Annotated in this window: 16 protein-coding genes and 1 tRNA gene; 8 read left to right on the forward strand and 9 right to left on the reverse strand. The window is 71.0% G+C overall.

The genetic code is table 11. The features are described from left to right. On the reverse strand, positions 1 to 1,793 hold a 1,793-nt coding region (locus tag QOL99_RS01090; RefSeq protein ID WP_285520767.1), incomplete at its 3' end, for an endonuclease MutS2. Between the two features lie 263 nt (positions 1,794 to 2,056). Here QOL99_RS01090 and QOL99_RS01095 point away from each other — a divergent pair. Beyond that, positions 2,057 to 2,497 (forward strand): TlpA family protein disulfide reductase, encoded by a 441-nt coding sequence (locus QOL99_RS01095; RefSeq protein WP_285520768.1) that lies wholly within the window; start codon positions 2,057 to 2,059, stop codon positions 2,495 to 2,497. Between the two features lie 156 nt (positions 2,498 to 2,653). Here the strand turns inward: QOL99_RS01095 and QOL99_RS01100 are convergent, their stop codons facing one another. Then, complete coding sequence (locus QOL99_RS01100; RefSeq protein ID WP_285520769.1) at positions 2,654 to 3,418, reverse strand: SDR family oxidoreductase; 765 nt, start codon at positions 3,416 to 3,418, stop codon at positions 2,654 to 2,656. A 107-nt stretch (positions 3,419 to 3,525) separates the two neighbouring features. Between QOL99_RS01100 and QOL99_RS01105 the strand changes: the two genes are divergently transcribed. Beyond that, entirely contained in the window at positions 3,526 to 4,269 is a 744-nt protein-coding gene (locus QOL99_RS01105) for an RluA family pseudouridine synthase (RefSeq protein WP_285520770.1), read from the forward strand. Positions 4,270 to 4,279: 10 nt separating this feature from the next. On the opposite strand, the gene QOL99_RS01110 is transcribed toward QOL99_RS01105, so the two are convergent. The 4 genes from QOL99_RS01110 to QOL99_RS01125 all read right to left on the reverse strand — a co-directional run bounded on the left by QOL99_RS01110 (position 4,280) and on the right by QOL99_RS01125 (position 8,758). Then, positions 4,280 to 5,977, reverse strand: a complete 1,698-nt coding sequence (locus QOL99_RS01110; protein ID WP_326522565.1) for a VanW family protein — start codon at positions 5,975 to 5,977, stop codon at positions 4,280 to 4,282. Positions 5,978 to 6,074: 97 nt separating this feature from the next. Continuing rightward, positions 6,075 to 7,160, reverse strand: coding sequence for a phosphohydrolase (locus tag QOL99_RS01115; RefSeq protein ID WP_285520812.1), 1,086 nt, complete (start codon positions 7,158 to 7,160; stop codon positions 6,075 to 6,077). A gap of 43 nt (positions 7,161 to 7,203) precedes the next feature. After that, complete coding sequence (locus QOL99_RS01120; RefSeq protein ID WP_285520771.1) at positions 7,204 to 8,001, reverse strand: enoyl-CoA hydratase/isomerase family protein; 798 nt, start codon at positions 7,999 to 8,001, stop codon at positions 7,204 to 7,206. A 31-nt stretch (positions 8,002 to 8,032) separates the two neighbouring features. Then, positions 8,033 to 8,758, reverse strand: coding sequence for a phosphorylase family protein (locus QOL99_RS01125; protein WP_285520772.1), 726 nt, complete (start codon positions 8,756 to 8,758; stop codon positions 8,033 to 8,035). Positions 8,759 to 9,043: 285 nt separating this feature from the next. On the opposite strand from QOL99_RS01125, the gene QOL99_RS01130 reads away from it, so the two are divergent. The 3 genes from QOL99_RS01130 to QOL99_RS01140 all read left to right on the forward strand — a co-directional run bounded on the left by QOL99_RS01130 (position 9,044) and on the right by QOL99_RS01140 (position 12,865). Then, positions 9,044 to 10,300: an S-layer homology domain-containing protein gene (locus QOL99_RS01130; protein WP_285520773.1), complete on the forward strand. Its 1,257-nt coding sequence runs from the start codon at positions 9,044 to 9,046 to the stop codon at positions 10,298 to 10,300. A 97-nt stretch (positions 10,301 to 10,397) separates the two neighbouring features. After that, positions 10,398 to 10,739 (forward strand): LapA family protein, encoded by a 342-nt coding sequence (locus tag QOL99_RS01135; protein WP_285520774.1) that lies wholly within the window; start codon positions 10,398 to 10,400, stop codon positions 10,737 to 10,739. 89 nt (positions 10,740 to 10,828) lie between these two features. Then, a complete protein-coding gene (locus QOL99_RS01140; RefSeq protein ID WP_285520813.1) occupies positions 10,829 to 12,865 on the forward strand; it encodes a DHH family phosphoesterase in 2,037 nt (678 codons plus the stop codon). Between the two features lie 365 nt (positions 12,866 to 13,230). Here QOL99_RS01140 and QOL99_RS01145 read toward each other — a convergent pair whose 3' ends face one another. Both QOL99_RS01145 and QOL99_RS01150 read right to left on the reverse strand, forming a co-directional pair. Further along, positions 13,231 to 14,253 (reverse strand): SIS domain-containing protein, encoded by a 1,023-nt coding sequence (locus QOL99_RS01145; protein WP_285520775.1) that lies wholly within the window; start codon positions 14,251 to 14,253, stop codon positions 13,231 to 13,233. Between the two features lie 212 nt (positions 14,254 to 14,465). Next, positions 14,466 to 14,542 (reverse strand) — tRNA-Arg (locus QOL99_RS01150). Positions 14,543 to 14,582: 40 nt separating this feature from the next. Between QOL99_RS01150 and QOL99_RS01155 the strand changes: the two genes are divergently transcribed. The 3 genes from QOL99_RS01155 to QOL99_RS01165 all read left to right on the forward strand — a co-directional run bounded on the left by QOL99_RS01155 (position 14,583) and on the right by QOL99_RS01165 (position 18,442). Continuing rightward, positions 14,583 to 16,550: a peptidylprolyl isomerase gene (locus tag QOL99_RS01155; protein WP_285520776.1), complete on the forward strand. Its 1,968-nt coding sequence runs from the start codon at positions 14,583 to 14,585 to the stop codon at positions 16,548 to 16,550. A 141-nt stretch (positions 16,551 to 16,691) separates the two neighbouring features. Then, positions 16,692 to 17,699, forward strand: a complete 1,008-nt coding sequence (gene trpS / locus QOL99_RS01160) for a tryptophan--tRNA ligase (RefSeq protein ID WP_285520777.1) — start codon at positions 16,692 to 16,694, stop codon at positions 17,697 to 17,699. Positions 17,700 to 17,710: 11 nt separating this feature from the next. Next, positions 17,711 to 18,442 carry a segregation and condensation protein A gene (locus tag QOL99_RS01165; RefSeq protein WP_285520778.1) on the forward strand — a complete coding sequence of 244 codons (732 nt, stop codon included), beginning with the start codon at positions 17,711 to 17,713 and terminating at the stop codon, positions 18,440 to 18,442. A 48-nt stretch (positions 18,443 to 18,490) separates the two neighbouring features. Here QOL99_RS01165 and QOL99_RS01170 read toward each other — a convergent pair whose 3' ends face one another. Continuing rightward, positions 18,491 to 18,823, reverse strand: a complete 333-nt coding sequence (locus QOL99_RS01170) for an HNH endonuclease (RefSeq protein WP_285520779.1) — start codon at positions 18,821 to 18,823, stop codon at positions 18,491 to 18,493. Between the last annotated feature and the right edge of the window lie 41 nt (positions 18,824 to 18,864).

Raw genomic sequence — 18,864 nt, forward strand, 5'->3', positions numbered from 1 at the left:
GTGCGCAGTTCGCGCAGCTCCTGCATCACGCGGGGGCGGGCGCTGTCCTCCTGGGCGCGGGCCCGCAGGCTGCGGACGCGCTCGATGGCGTCGGCGTACAGCGTCTCGGCCTTCTGGGCGGCCTCCGCGATCATCTCGTTGCGGCGCTGCTCCAGCGTCCCCCGCTCCTGCCGCACGCGCCCGAGTTCGGCCTCGGCCTCGCGGCGAGCGGCGGCGGTGCGTTCCAGTTCTCCCGCGAGGTCCGCGCGTTCGCGCTCCAGCCCTTCCAGCATCCGTTCCATCAGGCCCGCGTCGGGTCCCAGCAGGCTCTCGGCCCGCGCCAACACGTCCCCCGGCAGCCCCATCCGCCGCGCGATGGCGAGCGCGTAGGAGCGCCCCGGCTGGCCCACCTGCAGCTGGTAGGTTGGAGCCAGCGCCTCCAGATCGAAGCCCATCGAGGCGTTTTTCAGACCCGGCGTCTCCAGCGCGAACAGCTTCAGGGGCGAGAGGTGCGAGGTGATGATGCCCCGCGCGTCCTGCCCCAGCAGCGTCTCGATCAGCGACTGCGCCAGCGCCGCGCCCTCGGCGGGGTCGGTGCCGGAGCCCAGCTCGTCGATCAGGACCAGCGTGTCGGGGGCCGCGTGCCGCAGCACGAACCGCAGGTGCTTGAGGTGCGAGGCGAAGGTGCTGAGGCTCGCCTCGATGCTCTGCTCGTCCCCGATATCGACCAGCACGTCGCGCACCACCGGCAGCCGCGCCGAGGCCGCCGCCACGTACAGCCCGCACTGGTGCATGAGAACAGCGAGGCCCAGCGTCTTGAGGGTCGCCGTCTTGCCGCCCATGTTCGGCCCGGTGATCAGCAGCATCTTGGTGTCGCCCAGCGCGATGTCGTTGGGCACCGGATTCTCGATCAGGGGGTGCCGCGCTTCCCGCAGGTCGTAGCTGTGATCGCCCACCGGCTCGGGACGGTTGAGGTGCCAGTCGCGGGCCAGCCGCGCCTTCGCCGCGATCAGGTCGAGTTCGCCCACCGTGACGAGGGTCATCGGGATATCGGCGTCGTTCGCCAGCAGGCCCGACAGCTCGGTGAGGATGCGCCGGACCTCGGCCTCCTCGTCCAGAATCAGCCGGGCGAGTTCGTTGTTCAGGGGCGTGATGGTCGCGGGCTCGACGAAGTAGGTCTGCCCCGACGCCGACGCGTCCACGATGATGCCCTGCACCTGCCCCACCCGGCTGGCCTGCACCGGCAGCACGTAGCGGTCGCGGCGGATGGTGACGATGTGTTCCTGCAAGACCTCGGCCCACTTGTCGAGCGTGGCGGTCACGCGCTCGCGGATGCGGCCCCGCAGCGGCTCGATGCGCCCGCGCAGGTCGCGCAGCCGGGGCGAGGCGTCGTCGCGCACGCCGCCGTCGCGGTCGAGGGACGACAGGAAGCGCCGCACAAGTTCGGAGTGTTCGCCCAGCCCCAGCGCCACGTCGCGCAGCGGACCACGCGAGTTGGTGCCAATCGCCCGCTTGACCGTCATCGCGCCGTCGAGGGAGTAGGCCGCTTGCAGCAGCTCGCTCCCCGCCAGCACCCGCCCCTCCTCCGCCCGCGCGTGCAGCTCGCGGATGTCCTGAATCCCGCCCAGGCTGAGGCTGACGCCGAAGAGGGCATCCTCCACCTCGTCGAGTTCGCGGGCGATGCGCCCGGCGTCGTCGGAGGGCGTCATGGCCCGCGCCCGTTCCACCCCCAGCGACGTGGCACTGCGCTCCGAGAGGGCGTCGCGGATTCGCGGAAAGTCGAGGGCAGTCAGGGCGCGGGAGTCGAACGGCATGTCGGGGAGGAGCATAACAACGGCGGCGGGGCGGGAACGTGGGCCTTGTGGCTTAGAGCATTTGACAGAATTACGGCCCCCGGGGAAGGGCGCCCCAGGTGCCTCCATTCTGCCCAATGCTCTTCTTCAATTCGCTCGCTCTGCTGCGCAGCTTTGCAAGTCCGCTCGGCCAACGAATGCGGAAACCCACCGCATTCTTATGGCAAATGCTCTAGGGCGGGTCGGGGAACCCCGGCGCGGGCCGTCCCGTATCCCCCGGCACCATGACCCATCCACCCCGGCAGATCAGGCTGCGTCTTCCCCCCTTCCTGGGCCGCGCCCTCGGTGCGCTGCTCGCCCGTTCCACCGTGAAAGCCGGGCGGACGGTCGCGCCGCCGCCCGCGCTGGGGCTGACCCGGCGCACGCTGCTGTACTTCAAGAGCGAGGGGTGCGCCCCCTGCGACGGCATCGACCTCTTTATCGGGCGGCTGGCCGCAGCGGGCGGGCTGGACCTGCGGGTGGTGGACGCCCGGCGGGGCGAGGTGCCCGAACAGGTCTACGGCGGCTCGCTGCTGCTGGACCGGGACGGCACGCTGCGCCGGGCCTACGGGGTAAATGTCTTCCCCACCCTGCTCGTGACGGACCCCGGCGGTCAGGTGGAGCGCGTGCTGGTCGGGGCGCAGGCGGACGAGGAGCAGATCCGGGCGGGACTGGGGCTGGCCTAGCGCATTGGACAGAATGACGGCCCCCGGGGAAGGGCGCCCCAGGTGCCTCCCCGAATGCCCAATGCTCTTCTTCAATTCGCTCGCTCTGCTGCGCAGCTTTGCAAGTCCGCTCGGCCAACGAATGCGGAAACCCACCGCATTCTTAGGGCACATGCTCTAGAGCGCCGTCCACCCCCCGTCCGCCGGGATAATCGCCCCGTTGATGTAGCGCGACTCGTCCGACGCCAGGAACAGGGCGAGCTGCGCGATGTCGAGGCTGTCGAGATACGCCGGGATGAGCGCGGCGAAGGCCCCCGCGCGGGCGACCCCGGCAGGGTCGAGGCGGTCTTGCGGCATCGTCTCGGCGATGTTGGTCCGGGTCGCGCCGGGGCAGATCGCGTTGCAGCGAATCCCGCGCTGGGCGTACATCCACGCCGTCGAACGGGTCAGGCCGATCAGCCCGTGCTTGGAAGCCGTGTAGGCCGCGCCCGCCGCCCCCCCGCTGAGGGCCGCCGTGGACGCCACGTTCACGATGGACCCCGCGCCCTGCTCCAGCATCTGCTGCACGGCGCGGCGGCTGGTGTACATCGGGCCGTTCAGGTTGATCCCCAGCACCCGCGTCCAGACCTCGTCGGTGAGTTCGCCCACGCCCGCCATGTAGTCCATCACCCCGGCGTTGTTCACCAGCACGTCCAGCCGCCCATAGGTGGACACCGCGAGGTCGATCACTCCCTCGGCGCTCGCCTGGTCGGAGACGTCGCCCTGCGAGGGGGTGACCTCGCCCCCTGCCGCCCGAATCTCGCCCACGGCGGCCTCCAGTCGCGCCGCGTTCCAGTCGGCGGCGACCACCTTCGCGCCCTCCCGCGTGAACAGCTGGGCCATCGCCAGCCCCATGCCCGATGCGGCCCCGGTCACCACAATCACCTTGTCCTGTAAGCGCATTCGCACCCCTCCTCGCAGGGGCGCGGTCGGCTGGCCTCGCCCCGTCAGGTTCAGCGTACTCCCGGCCCGCTCCGGAATGTCCCCGGCCCTCTGCTAGCCTGCCGGGCGTGCCCGCCCGCGCTTCCCTGCTCCCCCCCACCGAGAAGCCGCGCGTGCTGGTCGAGCATCCCGACTTCTACGTGATCCACAAGCCCGCGCTGTGGCTGACCCACCCGGTGCGGGCGCGGGTGGACGTGCCCGACGTGCTGGGCTTCATGCGGGCCGAGACGGGCGAGCCGGGCCTCGCGCCCCCGCACCGCCTCGACCGCGAGACGAGCGGCACCCAGTTGCTCTCGCGCGACACGGACGCCGCGCGGCGCTTTTTCACCCTGTTCAAGGAGCATCTGGTGGGCAAGACCTACCAAACCATCGTCCACGGCTCGCCGGGCTGGGAGCGGACCACGCTGGACGCGCCCCTGGGCGACCTGGGGCTGGGCGGCGCGAACCGCATCGTGATCCGGCAGGCCGTGGTGCCGGACGGGCGGCCCGCCGTCACCGACTTCGGGGTGCTGGAGCGGCGCGGCGGCTTCACGCTGCTGGAGGCCTATCCCCGCTCCGGGCGGCTGCACCAGATTCGCGCCCACCTCTGGCACCTCGGGCTGCCGATGGTGGGCGACAAGATCTACGGGCGCGATCCGCAGGCGTTCCTCGACTTCATGGAGCAGGGGCAGACGCCGGAGCTGACCGCGCGGCTGCTGCTGCCCCGGCAGGCGCTGCACGCCGCCCGCATCGCCTTTCCCTGGGGGGGAACGCAGTTCGCGGCGGAGGCGCCGCTGGCGCCAGACCTGCGGGACTTCTGGGAGGGGCTGTAGGGGCCCTCCCCTACCTCGGCCCCACCTCGTACACGGCCCGCCACGGCTGGTAGCTCGTCTTCGTCTGGTCGGTGCGCGTTCCCTTGGCGTCCTTGATCGTCCGGGTGATGGAGAGGTCGTAGCCGTCTTTCGCCCAGTCGACCTGCCGCACGGCCCCGGAGGCGAGGGTGCGGTTCACCACGTACTGCGCGGGCGGGTGCGGCGTGTACCGGTGGATGACGGCGGGGCTGACGGTGACCTTGCGCTGCGGCTTGATCCCCCAGACCTGCACTTCCAGCGTGCTCTTCGCGTCGTCATTGATCGCCTTGACAAAGAGGGGACCGCCCGTGTCGTTCTTCAGGCGCAGGTCGAGGCCCGGGTCGTACACGGCGGCCTCGAAGCCCACCTCCGGCTCGTAGTAGCCCACCCGGTAGGAGTGCTGGTGGCGCTCGGTGACGGGGAGGCCCGCCTGGTACAGCGCCCGGAACGCGGTGGTGGACACCTGGCACACGCCTCCGCCCAGGCCCTCCACCGTGCGGCCCCCGCTGATGATCAGGCCACCGACAAAGCCGTTTTCGGGTGTGATGCTGCCCAGCGCCGACAGGAAACTGAACTCGCCGCCCTCGGGCACCACGTACCCGTGGATCTTCGCGGCGGCCACCGCCACGTTGGTCCGGCGCTCGGGACTGCTGCCGTGGTAGGTGCTGCTGCCCCGCGCGATCAGCTCCAGCTTGCCGGGATCCGGCAGGTCGGCCAGCTTCAGGCCAGGGCGGCTGGCCTTGGAGGCGAACACCACCGACGCCCTGGCCGGATCGAGCACCGCCCCCCGGAAAGCCGCGAGCGCCTTTTGCCGGTCGGTGACGCGGCCGGACACCTCGGGCACCTTGACGAGTCTGCCGCCCTCGTTGCGGAACCGGGCGTTGCGCGCAGGCTGGTCGAGCTCACCGGACAGGCGGTCAAAAGCGGCCCGGATGGTCCTCTCGTCGGGCTCGATCCCGCCCTCGCGCACCCAGTACAGGTCCGCGACCTGCAAGGCAGTGAGCGCCCCGGCGCGGTCCGTCCCATTCAGTTTCACTGTGAGGGGGCGCATCAGGCGGTTGCCGCGCTCGACATGGGGACGCAGCTCGGCGGCGGTGTGCTCGGCGGGCCACTCGGTCACGGGCAGCGAGAGGCGCGTCTGGGAGGGGTCAGCGGCAAAGGCGCGGGCCGCCGCCGCCGCGTTGGGACGGCGCCCCGGCTGGTCGGGCTTCAGGGCGTAGCGGTGGCTCACCTTGTCGAAGAAGATGGCCGCGTTCTTCGGACGGGTGGCGAGGTCGCGGGTCAGGACCTCCAGGGCCGCCCGCGCCCTGGCCTCGTTCACCCGCGTCACCAGCGGCAGCGTCCGGGAGGGCGCCTGGCCGACCATGCCGCGCACCTTCTGCCACAGGTCGCGGTTCTGCGAGGCCTGCACCGCCGCCGCCACACTCGCGGCCGGGTCCACGCTCCAGCCCAGGCGGGCAGCCGGAACAGTCCAGGTTTTCTTTCCGGCCTGCACGGTGACCTGCGGAATGGCAGATGTCTGCCCGGTCAGCCGGGCGCGGGCCTCGGCGGGGGTCAGGCCGCCGACGGGCACGCTGCCCACCATCAGCCCCGGCGCGAGGCGGCCCGTGTCCCCGGCGGCGAGGCCCATGGCAAGGGCGCCGCCCAGCAAGGCGGCGGCAGAAACAGCGGTGGCATAACCCCTCGTCACCCGGCCAGTGTAGCGGCGCGGGCCGGGCGGGGGATGTGGAGGCCGGGGACGGTGAAGCCCAGTGCCCTCCCGGACCCCCGTCAGGCGAGTTGCGCGGTCAAGATCCCGGCTTGGCTCCCTCCAGCACGTCTGCCACCGTCTGCATCACCTGCTCCCGGCGGTCGACCACGGGCGCGACGACCCGCTCGCCGCCCTCCAGGTCCATCACGAAGTGGTCGCCGTCGAGCCGCACCCGGCGCAGAATCTGCTCGTCGCCGTCCTCGCGGGTGCAGGCCCGCAGCTCCACGTAGCGGCTCATGGGCGTGCGAATCACCTTGGGAGCCAGCACCTCCTCGACCTGAAAGATGCCGCCGGAATTGTTCATGGTGACGCTGATCAGCACCGGCTTCTCGCGCCCGCGCTCGATCACGACCTGATCGACCGCCAGGGCACTGATGGAGTGGATGTCCACGCTGCCCATCGCAAACGCCTTGCGCCCGCGCCCCTTGGTGATGTCGGTGCCGTCCGCGACCGCCGTGATGCCGCCCTCCAGCGTCAGCGGCACCGGGCTGAGGTCATGGCTGTTGATGGACCCCAGGATAAAGGAGCGCACCTTCGTCCGCTTGAAGGGGTCGGCATAGACCGGTCCCAGGATGCGGTCGAGAATCGGCAGGGCCAGCGCGACCCCGTGCGCCTCGTGGCCGCTGCGGTGAATCTGGTTGCCGATGTCGTGCAGCATGGTGCCCAGGATCACCGCCAGAAACACGTCGTCGGCGTCGCCCACGCCCGACTCCATGATGTCCGGCCGGACCCCGGCTTCCAGCAGCAGCTCGGTGAGCGCCATGCTCGCCGCGCCCGTGATAAAGGAGTGGACCCGCCCGTGGTCGTTGTAGCCCAGCTTGCGCATGGTGATGTAATTCGCCATGTCCCAGTGGGCCAGCGCCTCGGGATCGCCGCGCAGGGCCTGGTAGGCGGCGAGCGCACGCGGGTAGCCCTGAAGGTCGGCGAGAATCGCGCCGTCCGCTTCCGCGATCAGTTTGGCGCGGGGAGTGGTGAACTCCACGACGCGCCCGTCTGCCGGAACGTCGGCGGCGGGCGGCGGGGCCGTGACGCCCTCCGCCTCGCCGTGCCGCCCCTCCACGTCCTGAAGGTGCCCGCCCGCCACGCTGAGGGTGAACTTGGATTCACCCGCGCCGTGCTCCAGCCGCTCCCGGCCCGAACGCTCCGGCTCAGGCGGCGTCCGGGGCTCACTCACCCTGAAACTCCGGCTTGCGCTTGGCGAGGAAGGCGGACGTACCCTCGCGGAAATCCTTGGTCGCCACCAGCATCCCGAAGAGGTCGGCCTCGATCTCCAGCCCCGCCTCCAGCGAGGTGTCCAGGCCCCGGCGCACCGCCTCCTTGACCAGCGAGAGGGCGATGGGCGCGTGCCGCACCATCTGCTCGGCGACCTCGCGGGCCTTTTGCAGCGGGTCGTCGGCGACGTAGTTCACCAGCCCGAGGCGCAGGGCTTCTTCTGCCGTGACCTGCCGCCCGGTCAGCATCAGGTCGAGCGCCGGACCCGCGCCGATCAGCCGGGCGAGGCGCTGGGTGCCCCCGAAGCCGGGAATCAATCCCAGCGACACCTCGGGCAGCCCCACCCGCGCCCCCGGCGACGCCACGCGCACGTCGCAGGCCAGCGCCAGTTCCAGGCCGCCGCCCAGCGCGAAGCCGTTCACAGCCGCGATGGTGGGAATGGGCAGATTCGCCACCGTTTGCATCACGTCCTGCCCGCCGAGCGCGAGTTCGCGGCCCTGGTAGACGTCCTCCAGTTCCGCCAGCTCGCTGATGTCGGCCCCCGCCACGAACGCCCGGTCGCCGCCCCCGGTCACGATCAGTGCCCCGATCTCGGGCACGTCCACGACCGCGTCGAGGGCCGCACTGATCTCGGCGAAGGTGTCGGCGTTCAGGGCATTGAGCGCCCTCGGGCGGTTCACCGTGAGCACCGCGATGGGGCCGTGCTGATCGAGCTGAAGATTCTGGAGGTCGATCTCGTCGAGCATCGTCATGGGTTTATCCTGCCACGCCCGGCCGCCGGGGTCAGTGGCCTTCGGCTCCGGCCAGCCGCACGACGGCGTCCAGCGCCACCCGCACCATGCGGTCCACCCCCTGCGCCAGCACCTCGTCGGGCACCAGTTGCGGGTCCCCGATGTCGTTGCTGCACGCGGTCAGGCAGCCCGCCCGCAGGCCGTGCTGGGCGGCAACCAGAAAGACGGCGCTGGCCTCCATCTCGAAGCCCAGCACCCCGCGCGAGGCCCACAGCCGGGCATGTTCGGGCGTGCTGGCATAAAAGGCGTCCTCGGTCATGATCAGCCCCGCGTGGTGCGGCACCCCCAGCGCACGGGCCGAGGCGACTGCCGCCTCCACCACCTCGAAGCTGGCGGCGGGTGCATACGGTGCGCCGCCCAGCAGCTGCCGGGTGGTGCCGTCGTTGGGCACGGCGGCGGTGGCCACCACCAAGTCGGCGGGCTGCACGCGGGGGGTCGCGCCACCCAGGGTGCCCACCCGGATCAGGGTCTGCGCCCCCAGCCGTGCGAGTTCCTCCGTGACAATCGCTGCGCTGGGGCAGCCCATCCCGGTCGTCTGGACGCTCACGCGCACGCCCTGGTAGGTCCCGGTGAAACCCAGCAACTGGCGGTGCTCGGTGTACAGGCGGGCATCTTCCAGGTAGGTCTCGGAGATCCGGCGTGCCCGGCCTGGATCTCCGGGAAGCAGCACGAATTCGGCCACGTCACCGGGCTGCGCCCGCAGGTGAATCTGACTCATGCGGGGCAGTATAGGGAGCCCGCCTCAGGGCTGGCAGCCCGCGTGACCCCGGAGTCAACTTCCCGCCCCACCCCTTTCTGAGAGGCGGGTCAGCTTCCTCATCTTGGGTGAGCGACTCCTCATGCCGCATTTAGACAAGTCCCCGACTTCAGGTTTCTGAGAAGAAACCGTCACGAGATGGATGGCGAAAGGGGTTACAGTTCATGGCGTCCTCACGGCATCTTTCTACGGTGAGGCCGTGCAACGGGGCGGATCAGCCGCTTTCCCGCGCTTCAAAGGAGAATTATGCGTAAGTCCCTGACTCTTGTCTCGACCCTGGCCCTGGCCCTGGGTGCCGCCAGCGCCCAGACCAACACGACCACCACCACGACGACCACCGCCACCCCGGCCCAGGTCGTGACCTTTACCGACGTGCCCGCCGGACACTGGGCCAAGGACGCCGTGGACCTGCTGGTGCAGCGCGGGCTGATTCAGGGCTACCCGGACGGCACCTTCCGCGGCAACCAGAACATCACCCGCTACGAAGCGGCGCTGATCTTCTTCCGCCTGCTGCAGTCCGGCTCGCTGAGCAGCGGCACCCTCAGCCAGAGTGACCTCGCCACCATCACCGCCGGGATGCAGGAGGTCGCCACCGAGCTGGCCGCCATCAGCACCCGCGTGACCGACCTCGAGCGCCTGAATGCCGAGCAGCAGGCCCGCATCGCTGCCCTGGAAGAGCGCATCAACGCACTGGGCACTGCTGGGACCGCTGGCGCCGACACCGTGGCGCTGACCGCCCGCATCGATGCGCTGGAGACGGCCATCCGCAACATCCCCGCTGGTCCCCAGGGTCCCGCGGGTCCGGCGGGCCCCGCTGGTCCTGCCGGTGCTGCAGGTGCGGCAGCCGACACGGCGGCCCTGGAAGCCCGCATCGCGGCTCTCGAGGCCCGCTCCACCCAGACCACGCCCACCACGGGGGGCACCACGACCATCGTGACGCCCCCCACCACCGTCGTGATCGGCGAGACGCCTGCGGGCACGACCAACGGCGTGACACGCGGCGACCTGTACGCGGGTGTCTTCGTGGGTGCCAGCACGGCGGGCGGTTCGCCCTGCTACGTCCCCAACAGTGACGGCCGCGAGGTCAACTTCTGCGCCAGCTTTGGCGGCATGGTGGGCACCTCCTCACTCGTCGGGCCCTTCGGCGCCCGCGTCTCGGCCGACTACAAGCCCGGCCGCAACGCCATCTCGGCGGACGTGAACGCGACGGTCGGCCTGAACACCGGCACCAACATTCAGCCCTACGCGGGCGTGGGCCTGGGCCTGACCAGCAGCAACGGCCGCACGGCAGCCACCGCCAGCACCAACGTCACGGACACCTATGTCAACGCGCTTGTCGGCGTGGACTTCCAGGTGACCGACTCCATCGCCGCCTTCGTGGAAGGCAACGGCCGCTACTACCTGAGCAGCAAGGGCGCTGGCTCGGTGCAGAACACGAACATCGACACCGAGCAACGCGGCTTCGTGCCCGCCGTCCGCGCGGGTCTGAAGTTCTACTTCTGATCTCCAGCCGAGTCCAGCCACGGCTGAACGGGGTCCCCTGCGGGGGACCTTTTTTCGTCTCTGTGTGCGGCCGGGCGGCGCGGTAGACTCTGGAGATATGCGACTCGTGCAGTTGGTTCAGGTGCTGCTGCTGCTCGCGCTGGGCGGGTACCTGCTGCTCGTCGCGCTGGAAAATCCAGTGCCGGTGCGGCTGCCGCTGCCGCTGGGACAGGGCGAGGCGCTGCTGCCCCTGGGCACTGCGGTCGTGCTCTTCGCCGCGCTGGGAGCGGCGTACATGGCGCTGCTGCTGCTTCCCCCGCTGTGGTCCTCCGCATGGCAGCAGCGCCGGGGCCGCCGGGAACGGGTCCTGCTGGAGAACCGGCTGACGGCCGCCCTGCAAGCCCGGCTGGGGACCGTTCCGCCCGCCTCCTCTGCCCCGTCCACCCCGGAGGACGCGTGAGTCGCCCCAGCCTCACACCAGCCCCCACACCGCTGGAAGCCCGCTGGTTGCTGGCCCCGCCCACCAGCCGGGACGCCCTGCTGGACAGCATGCGCACCTGGGGGGTCTGCGCTCCCCTCGCGCAGGTGCTGCGTGGGCGGGGCCTGACTCCGGCGCGGCTGGACCCGGCGCTGCGACTGACGCCCAACCCGGCCCTGCGGGAAGCGGCGCGGCGGCTGGTGGCAGCGGTGCAGGCCCGGCGGCGCATCCGCATCCACGGCGATTACGATGCCGACGGCGTGACGGCCACCGCCATCCTGGTGCGGGGGCTGCGGGCACTGGGGGCCGAGGTGCACGGTTTCATTCCCCACCGCCTCAACGAGGGCTACGGCATTCACCCGGACCGGGTGGAGGAACACGCCGCCGCCTGTGACCTGCTGGTGACGGTGGACTGCGGGGTGACCAACCTGGAGGAGGTGCGGGCGCTGCTGGCCCTGGGTGTGGAGGTCATCGTGACCGACCACCACGCGCCCGGCGAGGACTACCCCACCACGCTGGTCGTGCACCCCCACGAGACGGCCGACTACGACCCGGAGGTTCACAACCTGACCGGGGCGGGCGTGGCCTATCACCTGCTGTGGGCGGTGCACGAGGCGCTGGGCCTCCCGGAGCCGGCGCCCCTCGCCGCGCTGGCGGCCCTGGGAACGGTGGCCGATGTGGCGCCCCTGATCGGCGAGAACCGGGCGCTGGTGCGGCGAGGGCTGGAGGAACTGGCCCACTCGGTCCTGCCGGGGGTGCGGGCCATGCTCCAGGCCAAGAAGGTCGAGCGGCCCACCGCCCGCGACGTGGCCTTCCTGCTCGCGCCGTTGCTGAACGCGGCGGGGCGGCTGGGGGAAGCTGACCTCGCGCTGGACCTGCTGACCACCGAGAGTGACCACCAGGCGCAGACGCTGGCGACCTACCTGGAGTCGCGCAACGGCGAGCGCCGGGTGCTGCAAGACCGGATGTACGCCGAGGCCCTCGCGCTGGCCGACCCTGCCGATCCCGCGCTGGTCCTGACGCACCCCGACTGGCACGCGGGCGTGATGGGCATCGTGGCGAGCAAGCTGGTGGAGACCTTTTACCGCCCGGTGTACATCGTCGCGCAGGGCAAGGGCTCGGTGCGCTCGACGCCGGGCATCAGCGCGGTGGAAGGACTCTTCCGCAGCAAGGACCTGCTGCGGCGCTTCGGGGGCCATCCCGGCGCGGCGGGCTTCTCGCTGGACGAGGCGAACTTCGCGGCGCTGCGCGACCGGATTCACGGCTACGTGGGGCAGTTTCCCCGTCCGGTCCCGGCCTGGCGGCTGGACGCGCCGCTGCCCCCGCTGGCCGCCACGGGGGACCTCGCGCATCAGGCCTCGGCCCTCGAACCCTTCGGCACCGGGCACACGCCGCCGCTGTGGCACGTGCGCTCGCCGCTCTCGGGCACGCGGCTGGTGGGCGGGCGCGGCACCAGCCTGCAATTCCAGGCGGGGGGCCTGCGGGGGATCAAGCACGGGGAGACGCGGGCCGCCGACGGCGACCATGACCTCGCCGCGCACCTGGTGCAAGGCGAGTGGCGCGGGCGGACGCGGCTGGAATGGCAGGGGCAGGCGCTGCGGCCCCCCGCACGGCTGGGCCTCGACAGCGGTCCCGCCGCCGCCCCGGTTCCCCGTTTCGACCCACGTGAGGCGATGAACCACCTGCGGACCGGGGCGAGCGCCTACGCTGACGGCCCGGTCGCGGCGTACCTCGCGGGCCAGCTGCCGGGGCTGAGGCTGGTGGAGGCGGGCGACCCGCATCCCGGCGGCGAGCTGATCCTCTACGCCCTTCCCGACGAGGACAGCCTGCGGGCCTGGGTGAAGGAAGGACAGGTCGCCTTTGCCCTCGGCCCCAAGACGCTGGGCGAACTGGAGGGCAGCCTCACCGCCCGGCACCTCCAGCCGAGCACGGACGAGGCGCGGATGGCCGAAGCCGCTGACGCCTACCGCCGCTGGCAATGGGCGCACCTCTACCGCGTGCTGGACGACGAGGGATGGAGTGCGGCCGTGCAGCACCTGCTGGGCCTGACCGGGCCGGAGGAAACGGAGACCAGCCCCCGGGCAGAGCTCGCGGCGGCGGACGACTGATACAGACTCCGACTGCCCGAATGGAACAGTGACGAAACCTGCTGCCGCCGATCCGGGCGAGCAGGAGGAAACGGTGGCCGTCCACCCCCCTGCATACCTCCCCTCCCGCAAACGCTGGATGTGCCTTGCAGGTTGGACGAGGACCACAGAACTCTTTTTGCCGTCCAACACGAAGGCGAGCTCCGACCGCCAACCCCCACACCCACACAGCGTTTTCACTGTTGCACCTCAAACGTTGCAGGGAGAAAGGTTATCTGCGCCCTGCACGCGATTTCCTGTTGGCACCACACCGGAAGACCGCACCCCTGTCCGCACCCTTCTTGCCCCGGAGGGCGGGGACTCTCCTGTACCCCGCCCTCCGGCCCTCACTCCTCGTCCAGATCGGCCCCGTCGCCGAAGTCGTCCGCGAAGTCCCCGGCGCTCTCATCCTCCACATCCTCCACGCGGGTGCGGCGCACGTCCTCCGGGCGGCCCAGGCCGAGGGCGTCGGGGTCCTCTTCCCCGGCCAGGGCCGACTGGGCGCGGGCCAGGACCGGGAGGTCGCCGGGCTGAACGCCGTAGCGCTCGGCGAGGTAGGCCGCCACCCAGGCGCCGAAGTACCACAGGGCGAGGCTGCCCGCGTACCCGCTGGGAGGGGTGCTGCCCTCGCCCTGCGGACCCGCACTCTGGGGAAAGGGCACGTGCAGGACCTCGTCGATCCGCGATTCCAGCACCTCGCGCACGACGTGCAGGGCGGGGTCGGCGTCTCCCAGGATCAGGGCCACCTTGGCGTCCCCCTTCTCGTGCTGGGCCTCGAAGGCCCCGGTCGCCACCGCCAGCGGGTCGCCCAGCACGGGCACGGCGAGCGTCTTGCCCACCCGCGCGAGGAGCGATTGCCAGGCGTGCGGCAGCGCCTCGGCGTCGGGAGCGGCGAGCAGCAGCGGGGTGCGGCCCCACAGCGACCACGCGAGGTCACGGGCGGGGTTGCCCTCCAGGATTTCCGGCAGGCACTGGTCGCGCAGCGTGGCGAGCAGCGCCTCGGCCTCGGCCGCTTCCCGCGCGTGGCCGGAGGCGTGGGCGAGGTACTGCGCCGCGTGGTAGGCCGTCAGCACGCCGCCCGGCACCAGCACGTCCACATCGTCGGGAACGCCCCCGGTGCTGATGCGGCGGACCCCGGCTCCCGCCACCTCGGCGAGGTCGGCGTAGTCGCGGGCCGCGCCCTGCGCGTCGGCGCTGGAGACGACAAACTGCGTGCCGGTGCGGGTCAGGGTGGCGGGAATCAGCGTGGCGGCAAGGTGCGCGGCGAGCGTCCCCTCCCCCACCCCGATCAGCCCGTGCGGGCCGGGTTCAGGCTGGGTGGGCCCCGCGTAGGAGCCGGGGAGGCGGGTCAGCAGGGAAAGCAGGTCCATGTCCCCAGGGTACACCGGGCATGAGAGGAACCGGGAAAACTGCGCCCACGCCGACGTTTTTGGCTTCATGCGACCTTGGGCAAACATGCTAGACTCGCCCGCGTGTGTTTCCGGACCTCCACCCTCTCCCGCCAGATGAACGGGAGCGGGCCAAGACAAAAACACCACCCCGCAGGGTGGCGTCTGGGTGCCCGCAGGACGCTGGGCGGATGTGGTGCACTCGACAGGACTCGAACCTGTGGCCTTTGGCTCCGGAGGCCAACGCTCTATCCACCTGAGCTACGAGTGCATAGCCCAGGTAACCTAGCACCTTCGCATAAGGAGATCAAGTGAAGAACAAAAAAGCCCTCAACATCCTGCTGGGCGTGCTTTCGCTGCTGCTGGTGGTCGGGATGGCCTACCAGTTCACGCCCAACGTGGGCTCGCTGTTCGGCGGTGGGGACAAGGGAACCCCGGCCATGACCGTCAACGGTGAGACCGTGAGCGTGCAGGAGCTGACCGCGCTGCAGCAGTCGCTGGAACAGCAGAGTCCTGGGCTGGCCGGGGTGCAGAGCGGACCGCTGGCCGACGATTTCAAGACCTACGTGGTCGCCCAGCAGGCCCGGCAGGTCGCGCTGCGGCAGGCGGCGAGCGACATCAACGTGAGCCGCGCGGACGTGAACGCGGAGGTCGACAAGATCCGCGAGGCCAACAGCCTGACCGACAACAAGGCCTGGACCGACGCCCTGCAGGGCCTGGGCCTGACCGACGCCGCCTTCCGCACCCAGGTGCGCGACCAGCTGGCCGTGAACCGCAAGGTCGACCAGATCAAGGAGGCGGCTCCCGCCCCCACGGACGCCGAGGTGCGGCTGCACTACGACCTGAACCCGGAGAGCTACCAGAGCGACGCCCGCATCGTGGGCCGTCAGATCGTGGTGTCCGACAAGGCCAGGGCCGAGGGCCTGCTGCGCCAGATTCGCGGTGGGGCAGATTTCGCTGAGCTGGCAAGCGCGAACAGCACGGAATTTGGGGACCGGGGCGGCGCCCTGGGACCCATCGAGAACGGCAAGCCCCGCCCGGTCGCGCAGGTCGCGCTGCCCAGCGAGGTCGGCGCGGCGGCCTTTGCGCTGACGGGGGGCGGCGTGACCGATGTGGTGGAGAGCGGCGGCAAGTTCTACATCGTGCAGGTCGAGGACTACCTCGCGCCCGCCGTCAAGCCCTTCGAGCAGGCCAGGGCCGACGCCCAGAAGACGGTCGCCGAGCAGAAGAAGAACCGCGCCGTCGAGGAGTGGTTCAGCCGCATCGAACAGGACATCAAGGTGGAGGCCAGCGACCCCAACTGGAAGACCGAGAACCCGGCGGTCGCCAGCGTGGCCGGGCAGCAGATTCCCTACTCGGCGGTGGTGGAGCAGGTCGTGCAAAACGAGCAGTTCGCCTCGCTGCTGGGGCAGGTGCCTGCCGAGCAGGCCGGGCAGCTTGTCAACAGCCTGCTCAAGCCGCAGATCACCGAGCAGCTGATCCAGACCTACGCGGCCCCGCAGGTCGCGCAGACCCTCAAGCTGCCCCTGACCGGCACCCGTCAGGAGCAGGCCGCCGGGCTGGTGGCCTACGGTGGGCGGGACGTGGAAGTCACCGACGCCGAGGTCCGGGCCTACTACACCCAGAACCGCTCGCAGTTCGAGACCCCGGCCAGCGCCACCGTCGCCGAGGTGAGCTTCGCCGACCAGCAGAAGGCCAGCGCCTTCCGCCAGAGCTTCGCGGGCGGCGACCCCGTTCGTGCGGCGGCCCGCGCGGGCGGTACCGTTTCCGAACGCGGCGAGGTCACCGCCGGAAGCGGCACCCTGGGCGAGGAGGTCGAGGCCGCCGTCTTCGGGGCCGAGAACCTGAGGGCCGCCGGGGAAGGCCGCGTCAGCGACGTGGTCAAGGTGGGCGAGCGCTACGTGGTCGCCTACGTGACCGGGCTGCAGCCTGCCGTCGTGCAGCCGCTGGCCGAGGTCCGCGACCAGATTCGCGAGCAGGTCCTGGCGACCAAGCGCTCGGAAGCCGGGCAGAAGTTCCTGACCGACGAGGTCGCCAAACTGGAGCCCAAGAACAACCTGCAGGCTGTGCTGGACGCGCAGGAGAAGCGTGTGGCCGCCGCCGCTCCGCCCCCTGCCGCCCCCGGACAGGCCCAGGGCGAGGGGGAGGGCGCGGCTCAGGAGGGTGGCGACGCGGAAGACGCGGCCGCTCCCGCCGACCAGACGGAAACGCCCGACGGGAGCGAGGGCGAGGCGCAGACCGACACCCCCGCCGAGACCGAGGCCCCGGCCACCGAGTAATTCAGGGCAGGCGCACAGGCCAAGCGCATGGGCCAAACGCAAGGGGCAGGGGCGACTCTCCGGACGGGGGGCCGCCCCTGCCCCTTGCTCCGCCAGACAGCGCAGGCGGGTTCCGGCCCCGGCCCGCTACAATCCCCCGATATGCCGCGCGTCTTTTCAGGAATCCAGCCGACCGGGGACCCCCACATCGGCAACTACTTCGGGGCCATGAAGAACTATGTGCGGCTGGGCGAGGAGCATGGCAAGAATTCCATCTACTGCGTGGTGGACCTGCACGCCATCACCAACCCCGCCGCCCACGACCCCTCCCGGCTCGCCGAGCGCACCTTCGAGATGGCGGTCGCCAACTTCGCGGCGGGCCTCGACCCCTCCAGGGTCACCTTCTTCGTGCAGTCGCAGGTGCCCGAGCATCAGGAGCTGAGCTGGGTGTTCACGGCGCTGACCCCGGTGGGCGAGCTGGAGCGCATGACCCAGTACAAGGACAAGACGGCGGAGCTGGAAAGCATCCCGGCGGGGTTGCTGATGTACCCGGTGCTGATGGCCGCCGACATCCTGCTGTACAAGGCCGACACCGTGCCCGTCGGCGAGGACCAGACCCAGCACATCGAGCTGACCCGCGAGATTGCCCGCAAGTTCAACCACGCCTACGGCGAGACCTTCCCCGAGCCGCAGGCCGTGTATGCCAAAGACGCCCTGCGGATTCCCGGCGTGGACGGCCACGGCAAGATGGGCAAGAGCAAGGGCGAGACGAGCACGCTGGGGATTCTGGAACCGCTGGACTCCATCTGGCAGAAGGTGCGGGTGGCCCCCACCGACCCCGCCCGCGTCCGGCGCACCGACCCCGGCGATCCCGACAGGTGCCTGATCGGGGACTACCACAAGCTCTTTTCCGACCTGCCCACCATCGAGACGGTGTACGCGGGCTGCCGCACCGCCGGGATCGGTTGCGTGGACTGCAAGAAGATGCTGATGGAGGGCGTCCGGCGCGAGCTGGAGCCCCTTCAGGCGCGGGCCGCCGACCTGCGCTCGGACCCCGACCTCGTGCGCGACGCGCTGGAGCAGGGGGCAAGGGAAGCCCGCGCGATCGCCCGCCCGGTCATGGAGGAAGTGCGCGAGAAGGTCGGCTTCCTGAAGTCCCGCCCGGGCTGACGCACAGAGGCATGACGGCCCTCGCCCCACCCCTCCCCGCCAGCTTCGTCGTGCGGCTCCCGGCCTTCGAGGGCAGCCTCGCGGAGCTGGCCTCGGCGCTGCGGACGGGCCGGGTGGAACCGGGCGAGGTGGGGCTACTTGCTCTCACCCGCGAGGTGCTGGGGTGGGCGCGGGCGCAGGGGGTCGAGGGACACCCGGAGGCGCTCCCCGCGCTGGCGGGCGTGATCGCGCTCAAGGCGCGGCTGCTGCTGCCCGCGCCCGACCCCGACCCCTCCCCCGAGGGCGAGTGGGACACGGACCCGCTGGACGATCTGGTGGAAGGGGTCGAAGCCCTGGCCGAACTCGACGCGCTGGTGGGCTTCCTGGCCGCCCGCCGCCGCGAGCGCGAGGGACTTATTCCCGGGCGTGCCGTCCCGCTGGACCTCCCCCGCCGCAAGCGCCCCGCCCAGCCCGCCCGCAGCCTCGCCCGGCTGGTGAAGGCCGCGCAGAACGCCGTGCGGCAGGTCGAGGTGCCGCTGCTCTCGCGCGAGCGCCTGACGTTGGCCGACGCGCTGGGGGCGTTGCGGGCCTTCGGGCGGCGGTTGCGGACCTTCACCTTCGGGGGCGTCCCGGCCGGGGACTGGGGCGAACGCACGACCTACTTCGCCGCCCTGCTGGAGGGCGTGAAGGAGGGGGCCTTCAGCGTGGAGCAGGAGGGCAGCTACGGGGAGATTCGGGTGGTGTCGCACCTCGCGGAGGATTGAACCCCGTTCGGCCGGGTAACCGGTGGGGAGCCTGCAAGCGGGCGGCCGTTACTTGACCTTGACCCCCTTGGTCTCGGGCTGCTTGCGAACCCATTTCACGAAGCGGATCACGCCCTCGTGTTCCGTGAGGGCCTCCAGCGTGCTGTAGGGCCCCGACAGGTCCGCGTTGGAAAAGGTGCTGTGCACGTACCCGTGGCACGCCGAACACAGCCCCACCGTGGGGAGGTCCTGTACTTTCAGGCCCTTGCGGCGTCCCTGCAAGACAGGCATCAGGTGGTGCTGGGTCAGCGTAGGAGTTTCGCGCCCGCAGAGGGCACAGGTCAGGGGTTCGGCCTCCGGGGTGGGATCGGGCCAGGTGGACTGGGATGGACGGCGAGCCATGCCCGCAGGGTAGGGCAAAGCCCGGCCCCGATGGCGATTCT

Origin of the sequence: Deinococcus rhizophilus (assembly GCF_030271215.1) — a bacterium.
GTDB lineage: Bacteria > Deinococcota > Deinococci > Deinococcales > Deinococcaceae > Deinococcus > Deinococcus rhizophilus.

What these genes read in the sequence shown, in the direction of transcription:
- QOL99_RS01095 (WP_285520768.1), top strand. Translation starts at nt 2,057, where the DNA reads ATGACCCATCCACCCCGGCAGATCAGGCTGCGTCTTCCCCCCTTCCTG.
- QOL99_RS01100 (WP_285520769.1), bottom strand. Translation starts at nt 3,418, where the DNA reads ATGCGCTTACAGGACAAGGTGATTGTGGTGACCGGGGCCGCATCGGGC.
- QOL99_RS01120 (WP_285520771.1), bottom strand. Translation starts at nt 8,001, where the DNA reads ATGACGATGCTCGACGAGATCGACCTCCAGAATCTTCAGCTCGATCAG.
- QOL99_RS01125 (WP_285520772.1), bottom strand. Translation starts at nt 8,758, where the DNA reads ATGAGTCAGATTCACCTGCGGGCGCAGCCCGGTGACGTGGCCGAATTC.
- QOL99_RS01130 (WP_285520773.1), top strand. Translation starts at nt 9,044, where the DNA reads ATGCGTAAGTCCCTGACTCTTGTCTCGACCCTGGCCCTGGCCCTGGGT.
- QOL99_RS01135 (WP_285520774.1), top strand. Translation starts at nt 10,398, where the DNA reads ATGCGACTCGTGCAGTTGGTTCAGGTGCTGCTGCTGCTCGCGCTGGGC.
- QOL99_RS01140 (WP_285520813.1), top strand. Translation starts at nt 10,829, where the DNA reads ATGCGCACCTGGGGGGTCTGCGCTCCCCTCGCGCAGGTGCTGCGTGGG.
- QOL99_RS01145 (WP_285520775.1), bottom strand. Translation starts at nt 14,253, where the DNA reads ATGGACCTGCTTTCCCTGCTGACCCGCCTCCCCGGCTCCTACGCGGGG.
- trpS (WP_285520777.1), top strand. Translation starts at nt 16,692, where the DNA reads ATGCCGCGCGTCTTTTCAGGAATCCAGCCGACCGGGGACCCCCACATC.
- QOL99_RS01165 (WP_285520778.1), top strand. Translation starts at nt 17,711, where the DNA reads ATGACGGCCCTCGCCCCACCCCTCCCCGCCAGCTTCGTCGTGCGGCTC.
- QOL99_RS01170 (WP_285520779.1), bottom strand. Translation starts at nt 18,823, where the DNA reads ATGGCTCGCCGTCCATCCCAGTCCACCTGGCCCGATCCCACCCCGGAG.